The sequence below is a fragment of the Streptomyces sp. WI03-4A genome (genome assembly GCF_033792105.1).
Lineage (GTDB): Bacteria > Actinomycetota > Actinomycetes > Streptomycetales > Streptomycetaceae > Streptomyces > Streptomyces collinus_A.
In genome coordinates this window covers 93,380-114,058 of record NZ_JARAUO010000016.1, presented here as the reverse complement: position 1 = coordinate 114,058, position 20,679 = coordinate 93,380, and the positions used below count along the sequence as shown (strand labels likewise).

The window sequence follows — 20,679 nt, the reverse complement described above, 5'->3', positions numbered from 1 at the left end:
GTGGCACCGCGGACCACACCAACCTCAGCCGAACGCGAATCCGGGAGGACCATCACCATGGCCATCACCGACGACCTGCGCAAGACCTTCAGCGACCCGACTCCGCTCTACTTCGCCGCCGGTACGGCCGACCTCGCCCTCCAGCAGGCCAAGAAGGTGCCCGCGCTGGTCGAGCAGCTGCGCGCCGAGGCCCCGGCCCGCATCGAGGCCGTGCGCAACACCGACCCGAAGGCCGTGCAGGAGAAGGCCGCCGACCGGGCCAAGGAGGCGCAGGCCACCCTGCAGTCCAGGGTCAACGAGTTCATCGGGAACCTCGACGTCGACCTGAAGAAGCTCGGTGAGAACGCCCAGGACCTCGCGCTGCGCGGGGTGGGCGTCGCCGCCGAGTACGCCGTCAAGGCGCGCGAGACCTACGAGCGCGTCGCCGAGCACGGCGAGCAGGCCGTGAAGACCTGGCGCGGCGAGGCCGCCGAGGAGATCGAGGACCTGGCGATCGCCGTCGAGGGCAAGCCCGAGCCGGTCGCGGAGCAGCCGAAGCCGACCGAGGCCACGGACGAGCCCGCCGCGGCGCGCAAGCCCGCGGCGAAGAAGGCTCCGGCCCCCCGCAGGGCCGCCACTCCCACCACGAAGAAGACCACTCCGCCGGCCAAGTGACCGGGGAACCACGAACGGGCCGGGCACCTTTGAGGTGACCGGCCCGTTCTCCGGGTAGCGTGGCGAAGTAAGGATCGGGAGACGGCGGGCGGTGGGCACCATGCTGATGTTGGGCTTCGCGGGGTTCATGGGGATCTTGAAGATCGTCCTGATGGCCCTCGCCGCGTTCGGGCTGGTCGACGCCGCGTTCCGGCGCGAGGACGCCTTCCGCGCGGCCGACAAGCAGAACAAGGTCTTCTGGCTGATCGTCCTCGGCATCGCGCTCGTGGTCAGCTACCTGTTCTCGATCCTCGGCATCCTGCCGATCGCCGGCCTGATCGCGAGCATCGTCTACCTGGTGGACGTGCGCCCCGCGCTCAAGCAGATCTCCGGCGGCGGCAACGGCTGGGGCCGCCGCCGCGGCGGAAGCAGCAGCGACGGCCCGTACGGCCCCTACAACGGCGGCCGCTGAGCCGGTCGCCGCAACGGCGGCCGCCGGCCGGTCCCTCAAGGGGCGGCCACCGAGGCGGCCGCGCCCGCTCAGCCGGTGCGGTCCAGCAGGACCACCGCCACGTCGTCCGTCAGCTCGCCGCCGTTGAGGTCGCGGACCTCGCTCACGGCGGCGCGCAGCAGATCCTCGCCGCGCAGGCCCTCGGCGAGCTGACGGCGGATCATGTCCACCATCCCGTCCTGGCCGAGCCGCTCGCCGTCCGTGCCGACCCGGCCCTCGATCAGGCCGTCGGTGTAGAGCATCAGGCTCCACTCGCGTCCCAGCTCCACCTGCATCCGGGGCCAGCGGGCGCCGGGGAGCAGGCCGAGGGCGGGGCCGTTGTTGTCGTACGGCAGCAGCTTCGGCGCGCGGCCGGGGCGGGCGATCAGCGGCGACGGGTGGCCGGCCAGGCAGAGCCCGGCCCGGCGGCCGTCGGGCGCGATGTCCACCGTGCACAGCGTCGCGAAGATCTCGTCGTCCGCGCGCTCGTGCTCCAGCACCTGCTGCAGCGTGCCCAGCAGCTCGTCCCCGCACAGCCCGGCCAGGGTCAGCGCCCGCCAGGCGATGCGCAGCTCCACGCCGAGCGCGGCCTCGTCCGGGCCGTGGCCGCAGACGTCGCCGATCATGGCGTGCACGGTGCCGTCCGGGGTGCGGACGGCGTCGTAGAAGTCGCCGCCGAGCAGCGCGCGGGAGCGGCCGGGGCGGTAGCGGGCCGCGAAGCGCAGCGAGGCGCCGTCCAGCAGCGGCGTGGGCAGCAGCCCGCGCTCCAGGCGGCGGTTCTCCTGCGCGCGCAGCTTGCCCTCGGCGAGGCGCCGCTCGGCGGTGTCGGAGCGCTTGCGCTCGACGGCGTAGCGGATGGCGCGGCTGAGCAGCCGGCCGTCCAGCTCGTCGCGGAACAGGTAGTCCTGGGCGCCGACGCGCACGGCCTCGGCGCCGCGCTCGGCGTCGCCGGAGGCGGTCAGCGCGAGCACGGCGTGCCGGGGCGCGAGCCGCAGCACGTGCCGGAGCACCGCGAGCTCGTCGGCGTCCTCGCCGGCGGGCCGGCCGGGCGCGGGCAGCGCGAGGTCCAGCAGGATGCAGTGGACGTCGTCGGTGAGCAGCCGCTCGGCCTCGGTGAGGTTGCGGGCGGTACGGACCCGGATGGGCTTGCCGGAGGCGTCCACGAGTTCGGGCACGATCGGCGACCCGGCCGGATCGTCCTCGATCAGCAGCAGGGTGAGCGGGGCGGAGTTCGCGCCGCCGGCCGTGGCGCTGCGGTGAGCCTCTTCCTTGAGGGGGCCACCTTGGGCTGCGGCGTGCGCCTGACCACTCTCCACGGCCGGGATCGCTCTCTGCCGCGGTACGGGTACGGGCATCGTCCTGGTTCCTTCCCTCCCCCCGAGGGCATGGCGGGTGCGAGGGACCTCGCCCCACCGACGGGTGACCCTAGCGGTACTGCCCGCCCCGATGGAATGGTGTGAGCCCCGTCGCTCCAGTGCAGGCCACAGTCATATGCCGCGTTCCGTACCGCAGTTGGACAGGCCGCCCCGGCGGGGGGAATGACGAAGCTCACGTACCCCCCGGGTTTCACGGGGGATTGGGGGTGCGGTGGGTCACACGGCGGCCTTGCGGGCCCGCGTGGGAGCCGTCACATGACGTGGCTCACGCGTCCGGCCGTACGACCCCGAGGATCGGCATGGAGCCCGCGCCCGCGACCGTCACGGTCCGCCCCGGACGCGGCGCGTGGATGATCGCGCCGTCCCCGACGTACATCGCGACATGGCTGGCGTCGTCGAAGTAGATGATGAGGTCGCCGGGGCGCATGTCCTCGACGTCGACGTGCTTCAGCTGCCGCCACTGCTCCTGCGAGGTGCGCGGGATGGGGTGCCCGGCGTCCGCCCAGGCCTGGGAGGTCAGGCCCGAGCAGTCGAAGGAGTCGGGGCCCTCGGCGCCCCACACGTACGGCTTGCCGAGCTGGGCCGTGGCGAACGCGACCGCCTTCCTGCCCTGCTGAGTGGCCTTGCCGTCGATCTCCTTGAGGATGCCGGTGTCCAGCCACTGGGTCTGCGCCTTGTACGCGGCCTGCCGCTCCAGCTCGGCGAGCCGCGCCTTCTGCCTCTTCTCCAGCCGGGACTCGAGCTGTTCGGCCTCCGCGATCTGCCGCTTGATCTTCTTCTTCGCGGCGGCTTTGGCCTTGCGGTTGGCGTCGAGCTTGCGCCACTGGGCGGAGGCGTCGTCGGCGTACTCGCGCAACTCCTGCTGGGTGCGGGTCATTTCGCCGATCAGCTTGGTGGTCGCCCGCTGGCCGTTGAGCACCGTGCCGGCGCCGTCGATGAACTGCTGCGGGTCGTCGCTGAGCAGGAACTGGGCCGTGGGCGGTAGCCCGCCGCCGCGGTACTGGGCGCGGGCCGACGCGCCCGCCTGGTCCTTCAGGCGCTCCAGCTTCTGCTGCCCCGCGACGATCTTCTTCGCCAGCGCGACGATCCGGGCGGACTGCTCCTTCGCCCGCTCCTCGGCCGCGTTGTAGGAGTCGGTGGCCACCGCCGCGTCGTGGTAGAGCCGGTCGAGTCTCTCGCGGACCTTCTCAAGGTCCTTGTCCGGCGGGGGAGTCGGCACCGCGCCGGGGGTCGCGCCCGCGCGCGGGGCGGCGCCGCTGTCGGGGACGGTACTGGTGCTCGGGGTGGGTTTGGGGGCGGCGAAGGCGGTGCCGGGTGCCGCCAGCACGGTCACCGCGCAGACCACGGTGACGGCTGCCGTGAGCAGGCCGCTTTTGCCCGTACCCATACTCTCCCCCAACCTGATTTACCGTCAGTAACTTACGGTGGCCTGAGGGATCGTGCCACGGACTCGCGCAAAACGACAGAGGTCGTCGGAAGTCGGATCATCACCCACCCGCACCCGGCCCACCGACGCCCTCCCCGTCCGTCCGCACTTCTCCCCGGGGCGTCCGCCCGCTACGACGATCTCCCCGCCGATGTGACGAACGACGCACGGAGATCGTTCCCCGGGCCGTCGGCCCCGTGACGGGTCAGCGGGTGCGCGGCGCCAAAGCCGCCCAGGAGACCGTCACTTCCCCCTGGCGCCAGCGGGCCGGGGAGTCCGTCACCGGCCAGTCGGCGCGCAGGGCACGGACCGTGCGGATCCAGCGCTGACGGGCGCCGTAGGAGGCGTAGGGCGCGGCGGCCGCCCAGGCGCGGTCGAAGTCGCGCAGGAAGGCGTGCACCGGCTCGCCCGGCACGTTGCGGTGGATCAGCGCCTTCGGCAGCCGCTCGGCGAGGTCGGAAGGGCGGTCCAGCGAGCCCAGCCGGGTCGCGAAGGTCACCGTCCGGGGCCCCTCGGGCCCGAGCGCCACCCACACGTGCCGGCGCCCGATCTCGTCGCAGGTGCCCTCGACCAGCAGGCCGCCGCGCGAGCCGCCGCCCGCCGGGGCGAGCCGGGCGCACAGCCGCTCCCACACCGCGGCGACCTGCTCCTCGTCGTACTGCCGGAGCACGTTGGCGGCCCGGACGAGGGCCGGCCGTCCAGGGACGGGGACCTCGAAGCCGCCGTGCCGGAAAGTCAGCCCCTCGCGCTCGTACGGCCTGGCCGCGGCCACCCGCTCCGGCTCGATCTCCACGCCGACCACCCGCGTGCGCGGGGCGGCGGTCCGCAGCCGGCCCAGCAGCTCGACGGCGGTCCACGGCGCCGCTCCGTAGCCGAGGTCCACCGCCACCGGGTCCTCGGCGCGACGCAGCTCGGCGCCGTGCGTGGCCGCGATCCAGCGGTCCATGCGGCGCAGCCGGTTGGGGTTGGTCGTGCCGCGCGTCACCGTTCCCACGACGGGCCCGCCCGAGCGAAGCCGGGAAGGGGGGAGGGTCGTCGCGCGGGTTGCCATACCTACGAGGGTAGGCGGGTACCCGGCAGGCCCACGCGACACGTTGTCGAACGGTTGAGCGAGCAAGGGTAATGATTCGTTAAAGCGCCTTGATCGGGAATGGGAGCCGAACGCGCCACTGTTGCACCCCGGTGGAGGGCGAGACCGGTCCTCCGTCCGGCATGCCCGCAGCAAGGAGGAACGCCACGTGAGCCAGTACGCCGCCAGGATCGGGCGTCGCTCCCCGTCGGTCCCCTCGCGCCTCAGGCTGCACCGCAGGCCCCGGCGCGTGGCCATGCTCTCCGTGCACACCTCGCCGCTGCACCAGCCCGGCACCGGCGACGCCGGCGGGATGAACGTCTACATCGTGGAGCTGGCCCAGCGGCTCGCGGCGATCAACATCGAGGTCGAGATCTTCACCCGGGCCACGGCCGGCGGCCTCCCGCCCACCGTCCAGCTCGCCCCCGGCGTCCTCGTCCGGCACGTCGACGCCGGCCCCTACGAGGGCCTGGCCAAGGAGGACCTGCCCGCCCAGCTCTGCGCCTTCACCCACGGCGTGATGCAGGCGTGGGCTCGCCACCGCCCCGGCTACTACGACCTCGTCCACTCCCACTACTGGCTCTCCGGCCACGTCGGCTGGCTCGCCGCCCAGCGTTGGGGCGTCCCCCTGGTGCACGCCATGCACACCATGGCCAAGGTGAAGAACGCCAGCCTGGCCGCCGGCGACACCCCCGAGCCCGCCGCCCGCGTCATCGGTGAGACCCAGATCGTCGCCGCCGCCGACCGCCTCATCGCCAACACCGCGGAAGAGGCCGGCGAACTCGCCCGGTACTACGCGGCCGAGCCCGCCAAGGTCGCCGTGGTCCACCCCGGGGTGAACCTCGACCGTTTCCGCCCCGGCGACGGTCGCGCGGCCGCCCGCGCCCGCCTCGACCTGCCGCAGGACGCGCTGGTCCCGCTCTTCGCGGGCCGCATACAGCCCCTGAAGGCCCCCGACATCCTGCTCCGGGCGGTCGCGGTGCTGCTGGACGAGCGCCCGGAGCTGCGCTCCCGGATGGTCGTGCCCGTCGTCGGCGGTCCCAGCGGCAGCGGCCTCGCCAAGCCCGAGGGGCTGCAGAAACTCGCCGCGCGACTCGGCGTCGCCGACGTCGTACGGTTCTGCCCGCCGGTCGGCCAGGAGCGGCTCGCGGACTGGTTCCGCGCAGCTTCCGTCCTCGTCATGCCGTCCTACAGCGAGTCCTTCGGCCTGGTCGCCATCGAGGCCCAGGCGGCCGGCACCCCGGTGCTCGCGGCCGCGGTCGGCGGCCTCCCGGTGGCCGTGCGCGACGGAGTCACCGGCTTCCTCGTCGACGGCCACGATCCCGCCGCGTACGCGCGCGTGCTGCGCCGGTTCGCCGACGAGCCCTCCCTGCACACGGACATGGGCGCGGCCGCCGCCCGGCACGCGCAGGGCTTCGGCTGGGACACCGCGGCGGCCACGACCGCGGACGTGTACACGGCCGCGACCCAGTCCCACCGCCGTCGCGTACGCTCCCAGCATGGGTGATGTTGAGAGGGCCGCACAGGTCGTCGCGGGCGTGCTGAAGGACGCCGAACTGGAGTGGGAGAGCCCGGAGACCGGGAACTACGTCGTCAGACTCCCCGGCACGCGCAAGCTCTCCACCACCGTCTCGCTCCTCGTGGGCCGCCACACCCTCTCCCTCAACGCCTTCGTCATCCGCCACCCGGACGAGAACGAGGCGGGCGTCCACCGCTGGCTGCTGGAGCGCAACCTCAAGCTGTTCGGCGTGAGTTACGCCGTCGACCGGCTCGGCGACATCTACGTCACGGCCCGCCTGCCGCTCGCCGCCGTCACCCCCGAGGAGACCGACCGCCTGCTCGGCCAGGTGCTGGAGGCGGCGGACGGCGCCTTCAACACCCTGCTGGAGCTGGGCTTCGCCACGGCGATCCGCAAGGAGTACGCCTGGCGGGTGTCCCGGGGGGAGTCGACGAAGAACCTGGACGCGTTCAAGAGCCTGATCGAGCGCCCGACCGACTAGCACGCCTCCGGGCTGCGCCCGGCTACCGCCCTGTCTTCCCGCCGCACGCCCCCTTCCCCGCCCCGGGGCTCCGTGGCATGCTCACCGCCGACGCATTCCTGAACGTAGTTCATATCCATGAATATGAAGGGGCGGCCGGACATGAACCACGAGCACATCGGCAGACGCGCACTCCTCGCCGGCGCCACCGCCGTGGCCCTGGGCGCGGCGACAGGCACGGCTACGGGCACGGCGGCAGCGGCACCCGCGACCCCGGCCGCTCCCGAGGCGGCCGGAACACCCGGAGCGAGCGGCGAAGTCCCGTCCCTGTGGCGCGAGTTCACCTACGCCCCGTTCACCCACCCCCAGGTGCCGTTCGTCGGCAAGGCGGGGTGCCGCGCCGGAACCCGCCGCTTCTCCCGCCCCCGCGCCGTCGCCGACGTCACCGACTTCGGCGCCGTGCCGGACGGCACCACGGACTGCGCCCCCGCGATCAACCGTGCCATCGCCGCCGCCGGACGGGCCGGCGGTGGCACGGTCACCATCCCGCCCGGCACCTTCCGCATCGACGACGTGATCCGCGTCGGTGACTCCGGCGTCGTCCTGCGCGGCGCCGGCAGCGGCCGCACCACCCTGTACGCCACCAGGAGCCTCACCGAACTGATCGGCGCCTACGGCTCGCGCTACGGCGGCGACAAGTCGTCCTGGTCCTGGGCCGGAGGACTGATCTGGCTGGCCCCCAGGGCCCGCCTGGACTCCCTGGTGGCGGCGATCCGGTCCCGCGCCTGGCCCTTCGAGGGCTGGACCGGCAACGCGCGGGACGAGTGGACGACGCTCACGACGGTCGAGCCCGCCCGTCAGGGCTCCTGGACGGTGACCGTCGCCGACGCGCACCGCCTTCGGCCCGGCCGGCTGGTCCTGCTGCGCCTCGCCGACGACGACGCCCACACCCTGCTGCAGCACATGTCGGGCGGCGGCCCCGGCCCCGCGGCCTATACCTGGGCCGACAAGACCAAGCTGACCTCGTACGTCCCCTACGAGTGGCCCGTACGGATCACCCGGGTGCGCGGCCGCCGCGTCACCCTCGAACGCCCGCTGCCGCTCGACCTGCGCCCCGAATGGGACCCCCGGCTGACCACGCACGTCCCGGAGCTGACCGGCTCGGGGGTGGAAGGGCTGACCCTGGAGGCGGTGGAGACCCCGCAGTCCCCGCACCTCCTGGACAAGGGCTACAACGGCGTCGTCCTGCAGTGCGCCTACGACTGCTGGGTGGACGACGTCACGGTCCGGCACGTCGACAACGGCTTCGGCCTGGTCGCCGCCTCCGCCTGCACCCTGCGCCGCACCCGGGTCGCCGGCCGCGGCTCCCACCACCCCTACTTCTGCCGCGAGGGCTCCCACGACAACCTGGTCGAGGACTTCACCGTCGAGCGGCGCACCGTCCCCGCGCCCGCCGGCACCCAGCTGCACGGCATCAACGTCGAGGGCCTGTCCTCCCACAACGTCTGGTCGCGCGGCGACATGCGGATGGGCACCTTCGACAGCCACCGTGGGCTGCCCTTCGCCAACGTCCGCACCGACATCACGGTCGAGAACGACGGCCGCCACGGCGGCGACGCCAGCGCCGGCCCGCTCTTCGGGGCCCGCTTCACCCACTGGAACATCCGGGTCACCAACGGCCGCGCCGGGCTCGTGAAGATCGACGGCCTGGCGCCCTGGTCGGCGACGGTCGGCCTGAACGAGGTCCGGGAGTTCGACCAGACCGACGTCCCCGACTTCACCGGCGACCTGCGCTCCCGCCTGGAGCTGTACGGCACCACGGACGTCGTACGCCCGCGCAACCTGTACGACGCTCAGCGCGCGTTGAGCCGGTAGCGCCCCGGGGTGACCCCCACCAGCTTCTTGAAGTGCCGGGTCAGATGGGCCTGGTCGCAGAACCCGGTCGCCGCCGCCACCTCGCCCGGCGAGCGCCCGTCCAGCAGCAGCCGGCGGGCCCGCCCGACGCGGCGGGACGTCAGGTACTGGTGCGGGGGAAGGCCGTATGCGGTGCTGAACGCCCGTACCAGATGGGCGGGATGGGCGTGCAGCAGCCGCCCGGCGTCGGCGAGGGCGAGCCCGTCGGCGATGTGCTCGTCGAGCAGTTCACGCAAAGCGCGTGCGAGGGCCGGGTCGGGGCGGCGGGTGCGGTGGGCGCCGGCGGATCGCCGCCGCAGGTGGTCCCGCAGCCGCTCCCCGACGAGCGCCAGCCGGCTCTCCGCCTCCAGCTCGTCGCCGGCCCGGGACAGCGCGCCGTGCAGCTGCCCGACCCGCAGCCGCAGCGCCGGGTCCCGGAGGTCGGGCCCGTCCACCGCCGGGCCGATCAGCTCGTCCCCGAGGTGGCTGGCGTCGAGGTACAGCACCCGTTTGCGGAAGCCGTGCGGGGTGGCGGGGGAGCCGTTGTGCGGGACGTGCGGCGGCAGCAGCGTCACGGTGTCGTCCGGGGTGCCGTGCTCGTGCCGGTCGAGCTCGTACCGTACGGCCCCGTCATCCACGATGAGCAGCGTCCAGGCGTCGTGGACGTGCATCGGGTAGGCGTACTCGGTGAAGTGGGCGTGGAAGACCTCCACCACGCCCGGGATGCGCGGGCGCCAGGCGGAGACGTCCGGCTGAGCGACTGCGGCCACGCAAAGAACGTACAAGACGGTCCCGTGCCGCGAGCGGCAGTCTCATCGCATGGACACCGACCCGATCCGCTTCGACACCAAGATCGCCGTACTGCTCCGTGAGGACCTGGAGCCCTGGCAGCGCCTGAACGTGACGGCGTTCCTCGTCAGTGGCCTGGGCAGCCGGCTGCCCGAGCTGGTCGGCGAGCCCTACGAGGACGCCGACGGTGTGGCCTACCTGCCGATGTTCCGCCAGCCGGTGCTGGTCTTCGAGGGCACGAAGGAGACCCTGAAAGCGGCCCACGCCAAGGCCCTCACCCGCGCCCTGCCCCGCGCCGTCTTCACCGCCGACCTCTTCGGCACCGGCAACGACCGCGACAACCGGGCGGCGGTACGGGCCGTCCCGACGGCGGACCTGGACGTGGTCGGCCTGGCGGTGCACGGTCCGCGCAACGCGGTGGACAAGGTGCTGAAGGGGGCGCGGATGCATCCGTGAGGTGGCCGGGGGACCTTCCGGCGGTGCCGCCCGCCGTCTGGCCCCCGGCCGCGCTCCCCGGCCGTGTCGCCCGCCACCTGGGTTGCGCTGTCCGGCCCGGCGCCGTCCGCCCCTCAGGCCGTGCTGACCTCGGGCTCGGCCTCGGGGCCGGTCCTGCCCCCGGCCCCGGACCCGGCACCGGCCGACGCGGGCGCAGGCGCGGTTGCCGTCCGCTCCTGCGGAAGTCCCCGCTCCTCCGGAAGCCCCCGCATGAGCACCGCGTACCCGATGCCGGCCGCCGTTCCCACGACCGCGCACATCCCCCACAGCCACTCCGCGCCGAACCGGTCGATGACCGCACCGGACATCAGGGGGGCGATCAGGGCTGCGACGGACCAGGACAGGGTGTACACGCCCTGGTAGCGCCCGCGCCCGTGGACCGGCGAGAGCGCGACGACGAGCCCGGTCTGCGTCGGGGCGTTGACGATCTCGGCGAGCGTCCACACGCACACGGTGAGCGCGAACACGCCGACCGACCCGGCGAAGGCGGTGAGCCCGAAGCCGTACCCGGCGAGGACGGACGACACGACCAGCAGCCGGCGCGGATCGCGGTGCTCGATGAAGCGGGTGACCGGGATCTGCAGGGCGACGATCAGGAAGCCGTTGACGGCGATGGCGAGGCCGTAGTCGGCGGGCGAGAACCCGGCGCGGCCCATGGCCACCGGCAGCCCGACCGACCCCTGCTGGAAGACGAGCGCGACCAGGAAGCACAGTCCGACGACGGCCATGTACCGCCCGTCGCGCAGCACGGTGCCGAGCCGGACGTCGTCCTGCCCCGCCTGCTTGGCATCGGCCGTGGGCCGCGACTCGGGCAGCTTGAGGAAGACGACGATCGCGCAGGCCAGGGTCATGCCGGCCTCGATGAGGAAGCCGGCGAGATAGCTGTACTGGGCGATGAAACCGGCGCCCATGGACGAGACGGCGAAGCCGAGGTTGATGGCCCAGTAGTTGAGCGAGAAGGCCCGCACCCGGTCCTCGGGCCGGACGATGTCCGCCAGCATCGCCTGTACGGCGGGTCGGGAGGCGTTGGAGGCCATGCCGACGAGGAAGGCGACGGCGGCGATCGCGACCGGGTCGTGCATGAAGCCGAGGAGCGCGACGGAGCCGGCGGTGGCGGACTGGGCGATCAGCAGGGTGGGCCGGCGGCCGAGCCGGTCGGCCATCACCCCGCCGCCGAGCGAGGAGACGACGCCGCCGAGCCCGTGCAGGGAGGCGACGAGACCGGCGTAGGTGGCGGAGTAGCCGCGGTCGAGCGTCAGGTAGAGCGCCATGAAGGTGGCGACGAAGGCACCGAGCCGGTTGACGAGGGTGCTGGTCCACAGCCACCAGAACTCGCGGGGGAGCCCGGAGACGGTCTCCCGTGCGGCACGTCTGAGACGGGCTTCGGACATGGCAGGACCCCCACGGAGATGCACGGCGAGACGGACGGCGGTGTAAGCGGCCAATGCGGCACCTGGAACTTACAAGTGGGGGTCCGGCCAGGGCCACTCAATTAGCAGATGACGTCAACTGTCCGGCTGCTGGGCGGCCGCTCTGAGGGCGGAATCCGTCGATTAGGCTCTGAAGCATGGCCGACGCACCGTACAAGCTGATCCTCCTCCGCCACGGCGAGAGCGAGTGGAACGCGAAGAACCTGTTCACCGGCTGGGTGGACGTCAACCTCAACGAGAAGGGCGAGAAGGAGGCGGTCCGCGGCGGTGAGCTGCTCAAGGACGCCGGCCTGCTCCCCGACGTGGTCCACACGTCCCTCCAGAAGCGCGCGATCCGCACCGCGCAGCTCGCCCTCGAGTCCGCGGACCGCCACTGGATCCCGGTCCACCGCAGCTGGCGCCTGAACGAGCGCCACTACGGTGCCCTGCAGGGCAAGGACAAGGCGGCCACGCTGGCCGAGTTCGGCGAGGAGCAGTTCATGCTCTGGCGCCGCTCGTACGACACCCCGCCGCCCCCGCTCGCGGACGACTCCGAGTTCTCCCAGGCGCACGACGCCCGCTACGCGACGATCCCGCCGGAGCTGCGCCCGCGCACGGAGTGCCTGAAGGACGTCGTCGTCCGCATGCTTCCCTACTGGTACGACGGCATCGTCCCCGACCTCCTGACCGGCCGCACGGTCCTCGTCGCCGCCCACGGCAACAGCCTGCGCGCCCTGGTCAAGCACCTGGACGGCATCTCGGACGCCGACATCGCGGGCCTGAACATCCCGACGGGCATCCCCCTCTACTACGAGCTGGACGCCGACTTCAAGCCGGTCACCCCCGGCGGCCAGTACCTCGACCCGGAGGCCGCTGCGGCGGCGATCGAGGCGGTCAAGAACCAGGGCAAGAAGAAGTAAGCCCGCACGATCAAGCCCCCTACCTGCGGTTTCTCCGCGAGTAGGGGGCTTGTCGCTGCCTCTGGGCCGTCTCTGGGCCGTCAGGTGCTGGATGGCTCCGGTCGGGTCGTGTCGAAGACGGCGGCGACCGCTTTGCGGGTGCGCTCCTGGCTCGACGGCATGAGGTGCGCGTACACGCGGAGAGTCAGTCCAGGGTCCGAGTGGCCGAGGTACTCGGCGAGGGCCTTGATGTTCTCGCCCGCGTCCAGGAGCACCGAGGCGTAGAAGTGGCGCAGCGCGTGCATGCCGTTCTCACGTGACTCGACGTACGACCCGCCCGGCTTCCGCTTGGGAATCACGCCGACGGAGGCGAGAGCCCGCTTCCTTGCCTCTTCGTTGAGCGACGTACGCCAGACGTGGCCGCCGCGCGGCCCGGTGAAGATCAGCCGCTTGGTCACCGGTGGACCGTCCGCCACCTTCCACGGCAAGGTGACCTCGATCGGCGGGAACCGCTTCATGTGCTCCCGAAGCGCATCGGCTACGGGGCCAGGAAGCGGGACGTCCCGAAGCTTGCCACCCTTCGGCGGGGCGTACACGGCCTTGCTGCGGCTCAACTTCAGTTGCTGGACCACGTGCAGCGTGTCCGAGGTGAAGTCGATCGCGTCGACGGCCACGCCAAGGATCTCGCCCTGACGGAGCCCGCAGCCGCCACCCAGGTCGACCATGGCTTGTAAGCGCTCGGGCATAGCGGCCCGGACGGCGAAGACCCGCTCTGGCGTCCAGGGCGCGACGCGCTTGTTGTCGACGGTCGGCGGCCGGACGGACCGGGCGGCACAGGGGTTGCGCGGAAGATGGCCGTCATCCACCGCTGCGCTGAGCGCCGCGCGCACGTTGGAGTAGATGGTCCGGGCGTACGACCCCCGGACGCCGTTCTCCTGGAGTTGCCGCACCCAGTCGCGGATGTGCGCCGGCTGGAAGGAGCCGAGTGGACGCGAGCCGAGGTAGGGGAAGGCGTGCAGTCGTAACTGCGACTCCATTGAGGCTTGCGTGTTCGGGTCGGCGCCCTGCGTGGCGACCCACCGCTCGGCGTACTGCTGAAAGGTGAGCCGGGCCGCGCGCGGATCGATGTACTGCCCGCGCGCCATGTCCGCTTCGACGTGCGCCAACCATTGATCAGCAAGCCGCTTCTGTCGGTCCGGGAAGCTCTTGGACTTCTCCGTGCCGTCCGGGCCGACGTAGCGAGCCCGGTAGCGGAGACCCGATCCGTAGCGCTCGGTCTTGACCTTGCGTACTTTCCCGTCCGGGCCGGTCTCGGTCCGGTACCACCGGTCCTGAATGTGCCCGGCCATCAGGCGGCAGCTCCTTCACGCAGGGACTCCACCCAGGCTCGAACGTCCGCAGGGTCGTAGCGAAGGTGCCGGCCGACCCGGAAGCCGCGGGGACCGGTGCGCTTGCGACGCCACTGATAGACCGTCTCGACACTGGGGAGGTCGAACATCTCCACCAGGTCGTCGGGCGTCAGATTCGCTCGGGCAGAGAGCGGGGCTCGTTGGCGTCGTCGGCTGGGGCGAGGCGTCGGTTAGCCACAGGGTTCCCCTTCGGTAGCGGACGCGTCGGTCCTTGAGACAGCGAGCCAGGTTTCAGCGGTGGTCAGGCCGGTGCCTGCGAAGCGCCAGTGGGAGAGGACGAGGACGGTGTCCGGGTCGGGCAGCGGGTGGCCAGCTTCGGCCGCGCGTTCGCGGGCCAAGGCCTCGTTGTGGTCGGCGCGCTCCTGGCGGAGGGCACCGAGGGTGACGGAGTAGGCGCGGGATTTGGTGGAGAAGTGGCCGCGGAAGCCGAGCATGTGGGCCCACTTGCGCAGGCGCAGGTCTTCGAGTTCGGGGAGCGCGCCGAGGTGCCAGCAGGTGAGGATCATCCGCCGGGCGTGGTCGGTGACGCCGGAGCCAACCAGGTCCGTGATCGGGTTGCGGATGGGGCGGTCGAGGGACCTCGGGCAGCTTGGTGACGAGGAGCGTCGCGGCCGATGTCTCCACGGGGATCACACGCATTGTCTGTACCTCACTGGGTTGTCGGCGCCCTGTTGCTCGACGCCCTCACCGTCTAGGGAGAGCGGAGGCCGGACGCCGTAGAGCAGAACCGGCTCCCGTACAGCAGCGAAGTACAGCAACCCCACCGACCGGCGCTGCCCCCCCCATGCCTCTCACAGTCCGGCTGACCAGCCCACCAGACCTCGACGACCGCCCCGCCCGTAGTTCGCATCGAGAGGGTCAGAGGTTTCCAAGCTAGTGATCAATCCCCGAACGCGAAGAGCTCTTCGCTGGCAGCATGAGGCCCATGGCGGACTCCTTACTTGTGGCGGCTGTGAGCGTCTTGGGGACGCTTGCCGGCGGCGCACTGACTGCAGCAGTTACGTTCCGGTCGGAACGACGCAAGGATGCAGTCCTCGCAGAGCAGCAACGGTTACAGCTCCTGTCCGCCGAACAGCAACAGGCGCGGCTGTTGCAAGCCGAGGAGCGTCGACAGATACGAGAGCTCCAGATCGATCATCGTCGGCAGGTGTATCAGCAGTTCCTGACCGACGCCCATACCGTCAGTCACGATGGCGGCAGGCTTGGCGACATGATCATGCGCTCCCGTTACGAGGTGGTCGGCGACACCGCCGCCTTCGCTGCAGAGCTCGACGCAGCAGTCAAAGCGGCTGGAGGCTCAGTCCACAAAGTGCAGCTGGAGGGGCCGGAGGCGGTGTCGCAACTGGCTGACGAACTCATGTTGTGTCTGTCCCAGCTACCTCCCTCACTCCGAACGCTGCGGCGTTGGCGGCAGGAGGGAAGCCGTGGAGGGCCGGGCGAAGAGACGCCCGCTGATTCGTGGTTCCAGATCCACTCGCGCCTCGATGACTGCCTCGACGCCTTCGTGGCGGCAGCACGTAACGCCATGGATGATCTGCTCCGCGTGAGTGGACCGGAGCGATAGATAGAGCAGCTCAGCCGGGGTGCGCCGCGCCGCCGGCTGGGCCGTCTCTGGGCCGTCTGTGGCCACCCAGTGCCGACCGGCGACGACTACTAACGACAGTCGTAGCAGGCGACAGCCGCAGGTCACCCGATTGGATCTGCGACACTGGAAGGGTTATGCCGAAGCCCGGAGAACTGGTATGACGACGCCCCGTCGACGGACTACGGTGGTTCCCGTGCTCGAAGAGGATGGTGGTCTCGCCGCCTGGCTGGAGTCGAAGCGGCTACTCACCAGTCCTGAGCATCACATCGACACGTTGCGATGCCTGCTCGCCGAGCACGACGACGCGCTACTGCTGTGCGACTACGACCTGATCAGTGATCCGCAGACAGTCGCCATCGTGAAAGCTCAACAGCGCGCAGCGGGACAGCGCCGACGTAAACTGCGGCGACTGGCAACGCGTCAGCATCTCGCAGCTGGACGGCAGTGACGGCAGCGCTGACGGCAACGAGTGCAGACGACGACAGCACCCAGCGGCCTGTCAGGGAATCCCTGCAGCCGCGCTGGGATGGCAAGCTGGGGTGTGCCCGCATCTTCTAAGCGCCTGGGCTCACAGTGCGTGCCACGGCCGTGCTAGATAGAGCGGTCAACCACGGTCAACAGCGGCTCACACCAGGCAAGATGCGCCGGTGACCTGCGAGCTCTTCAAAGCCGGAGTGACCTGCGCGCCGGGGTCGTTCCATGCCCCCGCACTTACAAGGCCGCGGTCCGCCCTCCTACGGTGCAGTCGTGCTCGGGCCGGTATCCGGCGAGGTGTTTGCGGAGCCGCTTTAGCTGATTCGGGCGTTTTGGCCTCACGGTTAGGGCCTTGTTTCTACGCTGAGTTCATGGTTACGGGGCTGGTTGTGGATGCCAACGGGTTTGAGCTGGTCGTTGCTGGCCAGCGGGTCGGTCCCCGTCGGGTGTTGCAGACCTCTGACGTCGAGCTGCTCAATGCCGTTGCTGGCCAGTATGTGGACGCCGTGCCTAACGGCTCCAAGGACCGTGCGCTGCTCGCGGTGGGACGTGAGTTGTATCGGTGGCTTGACGGTGACCTTGGCCAGTTGACGCGCCTGCTCGATGAGGCGTCGGCGCCGCTGGTGTTCGAGGTCCGAGCGCCGGCGAGACCGTCCGCAGCTGCGTGGGCGCTGCTGCGGGCCCCGTACGAGCTGCTGGCCGCCCCCGAGGGCGGGTTCCTTGCCGAGGCGCCGAAGCTGTTCGCTGTCGCGCGTCGGCTCGGTCATCCGAGTCCGGCGCCGGCTCTGGACGGGTACCGGCTGGGGGTGGCGTTCATGGCCTCGGCGCCGCGGGGTCAGCATGAGCTGGATTTCGAGGCTGAGGAGATGGCCATCCTCAACGCTGTCGGGGAGACGAGCCTTGATCTTGTTGTCGAGGACTCCGGCAGTCCCGAGCATCTAGGCCTGCGTCTGTCCGAGCTCGGCGGGATGCCGGTGGTTCATCTGTCGTGTCACGGGCTGCACAACTGGCGCCCCGGGCCTGACGGGCCCGCCACCCCTGTCCTGCTGATGGAGGATGATCTCGGGGAGGGGTGTCCGACGAGCGCGGACGCGTTGGTGGGTTTGTTGACTCCTCGGCCGCGGCTAGCGTTCGTGTCGGCTTGCCTGACCGCCACCGGTGCCGACGTGGCCGGGCATGTTCCTGCTGGCGCTGGCCATCGCGGCGGTCCGCCAGCCGAGCCAGGCGTGTCGGTGGCGCACTCGATGGCCACCGGGCTGGTGGCCGCCGGGATTCCCGCCGTCATTGGCTGGGATGGTTCGGTCAGCGATCAGGCGGCCACTCGTTTCGCAGAACGCCTGTACCGGCAGCTCAGTCGGCGTGTCGAGGTGGCCGAGGCCGTCGCCGAGGCCCGCCGCCATCTGCTGGCCTGTTCCGATGAGCGCCTGCGCGCCGACTGGCACCTGGCGCGGCTGTGGCTGGGGCCGGCTGGTGGCGGTCCGCTGGTCGCGGGAACCCGCAAGCGCCAGATGGTGCCCCCGCACCATGTGACCAAGGCGTTTCTGGACCGTAAGCACCAGCTGCCGGTCGCGGCCGCGGAAATGTTCGTCGGCCGCCGCCCGGAGATGCAGCGCACGATGCGGGCCCTGCGCGGCGGGCAGAAGGCCGGGGCCCTGCTGCACGGGCAGGGCCGGTTGGGCAAGTCGAGCCTGGCCGCCCGGATCGCCGACCGTCACCCCAACCGGGCCGTGGCGGTCGTGTTCGGCGACTACACCCCGACGGCGATCCTCGACGCCATCGCTGATGCCGTCGCCGCCAACCCCGACGCCCGCAGCCTTATCGAAGCGAGGCGCGTCGAGGTCCGCCAACAGCCGGAACGCCTCAAACCGCTCCTGATTGATCTGCTGGCCGGACCGTGCGCCCAGGAACTCGACAGCGTCCGCAAACCTCTCCTGCTGATCATCGATGATCTCGAACAGATCCTGACCGCCAACCCTAATGGCCCACACCGGCTCGACCCCGAGCACGCCACCGTGCTCGCCGACGTCCTCTCCTCATTCGACCCGGCCATCACCGACAGTCGACTGCTGGTCACCAGCCGCTACACGTTCACTCTCGACGGGCTGGAGAACCGGCTGGAACCGGTCCAGTTGCAGCCCCTGTCGCCGGCGGCCCAGCGCAAGCTCCAACGCCGTCAGCAGGACCTCGCCCCGGCCGGGTACCGGACCCAGCGCGCCGACCTGGCGCAGCGGGCCCTGGAGGTCAGTTGCGGCAATCCCGGGCTGCAGGACCTCATCGGGCTGCGTCTGGTCTACAGCAGCGAGGTCGACCAGGCCCGTGCCGAGGCCGCCGTCGCCGATATGAAGGCCTACCTTCGCCAGGGTGACCTGCCGGCCGACAACGCCGACATCGGCGCGTTCCTGGAGAACCTGGCTCTCGACACCCTCCTCGACCAGGCCGGGCCCGCTCACTGCGACCTGTTGCGGGCCTGCACCCTGTTCACCGTCCCGGTCCCGCAACCCGTTGTCGACGTCCTCGCCGCCGCTGTCGGCGGATCGGCGTCCCGCCTGTGCGGCCTCGGGCTCCTTGACGCCTTTCCCGACCAGCACCGCCCCGACGTCCCAGCCTTGGCCGTCAACGCCCTCGCGGGCGGACGCCTGGCGCCCCTCACCCCCAGCGAGTGGGCTGCGCTCGCCACCGTGGCTGTTGAACCGCTGTACGCCCAGTGGGGCGGTGCCACACCCCGACCCGCCCGCGGCAGCGACTTGGACCTGCAGCTGACCCAACTGGCCCTGGCCGCCGACAACCCGACCATTACCGCCGATTGCGCCGCCGCGGCCGTGTCCGCCCTGCGGCAAGGCCCGGCCTCCGCCGCCGCCGAGCTCGGCCACCACGCGATCACCCTCCTAGACCGCCACGACCACGAGGTTTCTGTCACCCTGCTACGGGCCGTCGCCGACGCTGCAGTAACCAGCGGCGACGGCGACCATGCCGACACTCTGCTCCACCGTGCCGTCCAGCAGACCCAGGCCAGCGACCGGCAGACCAACCCGGCCGACCACGCCGCGCTCCTCTACGACCACGCCAACCGCCTGATCACCCGCGGCGAGGTCGACCAGGCTGAGGACTTGCTCAACCAGGCCCGTCAACTGTTCACTGACGCCGGTGACACCCGCGAGGCCGCGGTCACCTGGGCAAGAATCGCCGACATCTTCGAGCAGCGGGGCGAGGTCGACGAGGCGTTGCGGATTCGCCGCGAGGTCGCCCTGCCGGCGTTCGAGCGGATCGGTGACACCCGCGAGGCCGCGGTCACCTGGGCAAGGATCGCCGACATCTTCGAGCAGCGGGGCGAGGTCGACGAGGCGCTGCGGATCCGCCGCGAGGTCGAACTGCCGGCGTACGAGCGGACCGGTGACACCCGCACGGCCGCGGTCACCTGGGGAAAGATCGCCGACATCTTCCAACGGCGGGGCGAGGTCGACGAGGCGCTGCGGATCCGCCGCGAGGTCGAACTGCCGGCGTTCGAGCGGATCGGTGACACCCGCGAGACCGCGGTCACCTGGGCAAGGATCACCGACATCTTCGAGCAGCGGGGCGAGCTCGACGAGGCGCTGCGGATCCGCCGCGAGGTCACCCTGCCGGCGTTCGAGCGGATCGGTGACACCCACGCGGTCGCCGTCACCTGGGGAAAGATCGCCGACATCTTCCAGCAGCGGGGCGAGGTCGACGAGGCGCTGCGGATCCTCCGCGAGGTCACCCTGCCGACGCTCGAGCGGATCAGTGACACCCGCGCGGTCGCCGTCACCTGGGCAAGGATCGCCGAAATCTTCCAGCAGCGGGGCGAGGTCGACGAGGCGCTGCGGATCCTCCGCGAGGTCACCCTGCCGGCGTTCGAGCGGATCGGTGACACCCGCGAGGTCGCGGTCACCTGGGGAAAGATCGCCGACATCTTCCAGCAGCGGGGCGGGGTCGACGAGGCCCTCGAACTGCAGCTCAAACGCTTGGAAGTCAATGAGCAGCTCGGCGACATGGACGGCATCGCGGCAGTCAACTGGGACCTTGCGCGAATCGACCTGAGTCGCCAGGATCTCGGCGCAGCGGCGCCTAGGATGGTCACCTCTTTTCAGCTCTTTCTGCAGCTTCAACGACCGGATGGCATCGCGGCCGTCGGGACTGCCTTGGGACAAATTCTGCTGGCCGCAGGTGAACGCGGGCAAGCCCGACAGGTGTTTCAGACGAGCCGAGCCGCTGCCGCCAAGATCGGTTTGTCAGATGTTGTTGACCTGCTTGATGAGCTACTGAAGGCCACGGGCGACGGAAACGAGGAACTATGATCATCGAGTTTGTCGGAGTGGACGTCGAAGCCGCCGGGAAGAGCGTGGCCACGTTGACCTCAAGCTGGGGCTACCAACCCGTACCAGCTCCGACAGCGAAACCGGGGAACGATCCAGACACTAAGAGCGTCGATCCCGTCGCGGTGACGTCCCTGATCGTGTCCATTCCATCGGCCATGCTCGCGGTCGCGGACATCGCCGACCGTATCCACAAACGGCGCCGCGCTGGCGAGCTCATCGAACGCGCCCAACAACTCCACACTCAGCACACGGCGGTACGGCTCGTACACGAAGACCGCTCCGTCGACCTTGCCACTCTCACCCCCGACCAGCTTCTGGACATCATCGCCGACGAGCCTTCAGCAACCTGACCCCTGAGAGCACCACATCGGCCCGGTCCCGCCCCGCATCAAGTCGCAACCGCCCGTGCCTCCGTTCAG

At 71.1% G+C, this 20,679-nt stretch carries 17 protein-coding genes and 2 pseudogenes; 11 read left to right on the top strand and 8 right to left on the bottom strand.

Annotated elements, in window-relative coordinates; genetic code table 11:
• Window positions 1-57 precede the first annotated feature (57 nt).
• Window positions 58-654: a hypothetical protein gene (locus PV343_RS18555; protein ID WP_319148036.1), complete on the top strand. Its 597-nt coding sequence runs from the start codon at window positions 58-60 to the stop codon at window positions 652-654.
• Between the two features lie 100 nt (window positions 655-754).
• The gene (locus tag PV343_RS18550) at window positions 755-1,105 is read left to right on the top strand and encodes a DUF2516 family protein (RefSeq protein WP_319148035.1); all 351 of its coding nucleotides are present in this window, start codon (window positions 755-757) and stop codon (window positions 1,103-1,105) included.
• Between the two features lie 68 nt (window positions 1,106-1,173).
• Here PV343_RS18550 and PV343_RS18545 read toward each other — a convergent pair whose 3' ends face one another.
• The 3 genes from PV343_RS18545 to PV343_RS18535 all read right to left on the bottom strand — a co-directional run bounded on the left by PV343_RS18545 (window position 1,174) and on the right by PV343_RS18535 (window position 4,976).
• Window positions 1,174-2,478, bottom strand: a complete 1,305-nt coding sequence (locus PV343_RS18545; RefSeq protein WP_319148034.1) for a PP2C family protein-serine/threonine phosphatase — start codon at window positions 2,476-2,478, stop codon at window positions 1,174-1,176.
• Window positions 2,479-2,764: 286 nt separating this feature from the next.
• Window positions 2,765-3,886 (bottom strand): NlpC/P60 family protein, encoded by a 1,122-nt coding sequence (locus PV343_RS18540; protein WP_319148033.1) that lies wholly within the window; start codon window positions 3,884-3,886, stop codon window positions 2,765-2,767.
• Window positions 3,887-4,130: 244 nt separating this feature from the next.
• Window positions 4,131-4,976 (bottom strand): class I SAM-dependent methyltransferase, encoded by an 846-nt coding sequence (locus PV343_RS18535; RefSeq protein ID WP_387952867.1) that lies wholly within the window; start codon window positions 4,974-4,976, stop codon window positions 4,131-4,133.
• 187 nt (window positions 4,977-5,163) lie between these two features.
• Between PV343_RS18535 and mshA the strand changes: the two genes are divergently transcribed.
• From mshA to PV343_RS18520, 3 genes are all read left to right on the top strand, one after another.
• Window positions 5,164-6,501, top strand: a complete 1,338-nt coding sequence (gene mshA / locus PV343_RS18530) for a D-inositol-3-phosphate glycosyltransferase (protein ID WP_319148031.1) — start codon at window positions 5,164-5,166, stop codon at window positions 6,499-6,501.
• On the top strand, window positions 6,494-6,994 hold the full coding sequence (locus tag PV343_RS18525; protein ID WP_319148030.1) for a YbjN domain-containing protein: 501 nt from the start codon (window positions 6,494-6,496) through the stop codon (window positions 6,992-6,994). The genes mshA and PV343_RS18525 overlap by 8 nt, the downstream gene beginning before the upstream one ends.
• A gap of 141 nt (window positions 6,995-7,135) precedes the next feature.
• Window positions 7,136-8,848, top strand: coding sequence for a glycosyl hydrolase family 28-related protein (locus PV343_RS18520; protein WP_319148029.1), 1,713 nt, complete (start codon window positions 7,136-7,138; stop codon window positions 8,846-8,848).
• On the opposite strand, the gene PV343_RS18515 is transcribed toward PV343_RS18520, so the two are convergent.
• On the bottom strand, window positions 8,827-9,636 hold the full coding sequence (locus PV343_RS18515; RefSeq protein WP_319148028.1) for a helix-turn-helix transcriptional regulator: 810 nt from the start codon (window positions 9,634-9,636) through the stop codon (window positions 8,827-8,829). The genes PV343_RS18520 and PV343_RS18515 overlap by 22 nt on opposite strands.
• Window positions 9,637-9,685: 49 nt before the next feature.
• Between PV343_RS18515 and PV343_RS18510 the strand changes: the two genes are divergently transcribed.
• Window positions 9,686-10,111 (top strand): DUF2000 domain-containing protein, encoded by a 426-nt coding sequence (locus PV343_RS18510; protein ID WP_020940846.1) that lies wholly within the window; start codon window positions 9,686-9,688, stop codon window positions 10,109-10,111.
• 113 nt (window positions 10,112-10,224) lie between these two features.
• On the opposite strand, the gene PV343_RS18505 is transcribed toward PV343_RS18510, so the two are convergent.
• Entirely contained in the window at window positions 10,225-11,541 is a 1,317-nt protein-coding gene (locus PV343_RS18505) for an MDR family MFS transporter (RefSeq protein WP_319148027.1), read from the bottom strand.
• A 176-nt stretch (window positions 11,542-11,717) separates the two neighbouring features.
• Here PV343_RS18505 and PV343_RS18500 point away from each other — a divergent pair, with 176 nt between their 5' ends.
• On the top strand, window positions 11,718-12,479 hold the full coding sequence (locus PV343_RS18500; protein WP_319148026.1) for a phosphoglyceromutase: 762 nt from the start codon (window positions 11,718-11,720) through the stop codon (window positions 12,477-12,479).
• 80 nt (window positions 12,480-12,559) lie between these two features.
• On the opposite strand, the gene PV343_RS18495 is transcribed toward PV343_RS18500, so the two are convergent.
• The 3 genes and pseudogenes from PV343_RS18495 to PV343_RS18485 all read right to left on the bottom strand — a co-directional run.
• The gene (locus PV343_RS18495; protein WP_319148025.1) at window positions 12,560-13,807 is read right to left on the bottom strand and encodes a tyrosine-type recombinase/integrase; all 1,248 of its coding nucleotides are present in this window, start codon (window positions 13,805-13,807) and stop codon (window positions 12,560-12,562) included.
• Window positions 13,807-14,045, bottom strand: a pseudogene (locus tag PV343_RS18490) (helix-turn-helix transcriptional regulator). The gene PV343_RS18495 and the pseudogene PV343_RS18490 overlap by 1 nt, the downstream one beginning before the upstream one ends.
• Window positions 14,038-14,445: pseudogene (locus PV343_RS18485) on the bottom strand (replication initiator); the annotation flags it as partial. The pseudogenes PV343_RS18485 and PV343_RS18490, both read right to left, overlap by 8 nt.
• 347 nt (window positions 14,446-14,792) lie before the next feature.
• Here PV343_RS18485 and PV343_RS18480 point away from each other — a divergent pair.
• From PV343_RS18480 to PV343_RS18465, 4 genes are all read left to right on the top strand, one after another.
• The gene (locus PV343_RS18480) at window positions 14,793-15,431 is read left to right on the top strand and encodes a hypothetical protein (protein ID WP_319148024.1); all 639 of its coding nucleotides are present in this window, start codon (window positions 14,793-14,795) and stop codon (window positions 15,429-15,431) included.
• A gap of 214 nt (window positions 15,432-15,645) precedes the next feature.
• Complete coding sequence (locus tag PV343_RS18475) at window positions 15,646-15,900, top strand: hypothetical protein (RefSeq protein ID WP_319148023.1); 255 nt, start codon at window positions 15,646-15,648, stop codon at window positions 15,898-15,900.
• A 397-nt stretch (window positions 15,901-16,297) separates the two neighbouring features.
• A complete protein-coding gene (locus PV343_RS18470) occupies window positions 16,298-20,239 on the top strand; it encodes a CHAT domain-containing protein (protein WP_319148022.1) in 3,942 nt (1,313 codons plus the stop codon).
• The gene (locus PV343_RS18465; RefSeq protein ID WP_319148021.1) at window positions 20,236-20,610 is read left to right on the top strand and encodes a hypothetical protein; all 375 of its coding nucleotides are present in this window, start codon (window positions 20,236-20,238) and stop codon (window positions 20,608-20,610) included. The genes PV343_RS18470 and PV343_RS18465 overlap by 4 nt, the downstream gene beginning before the upstream one ends.
• The last annotated feature ends 69 nt before the right edge of the window (window positions 20,611-20,679 follow it).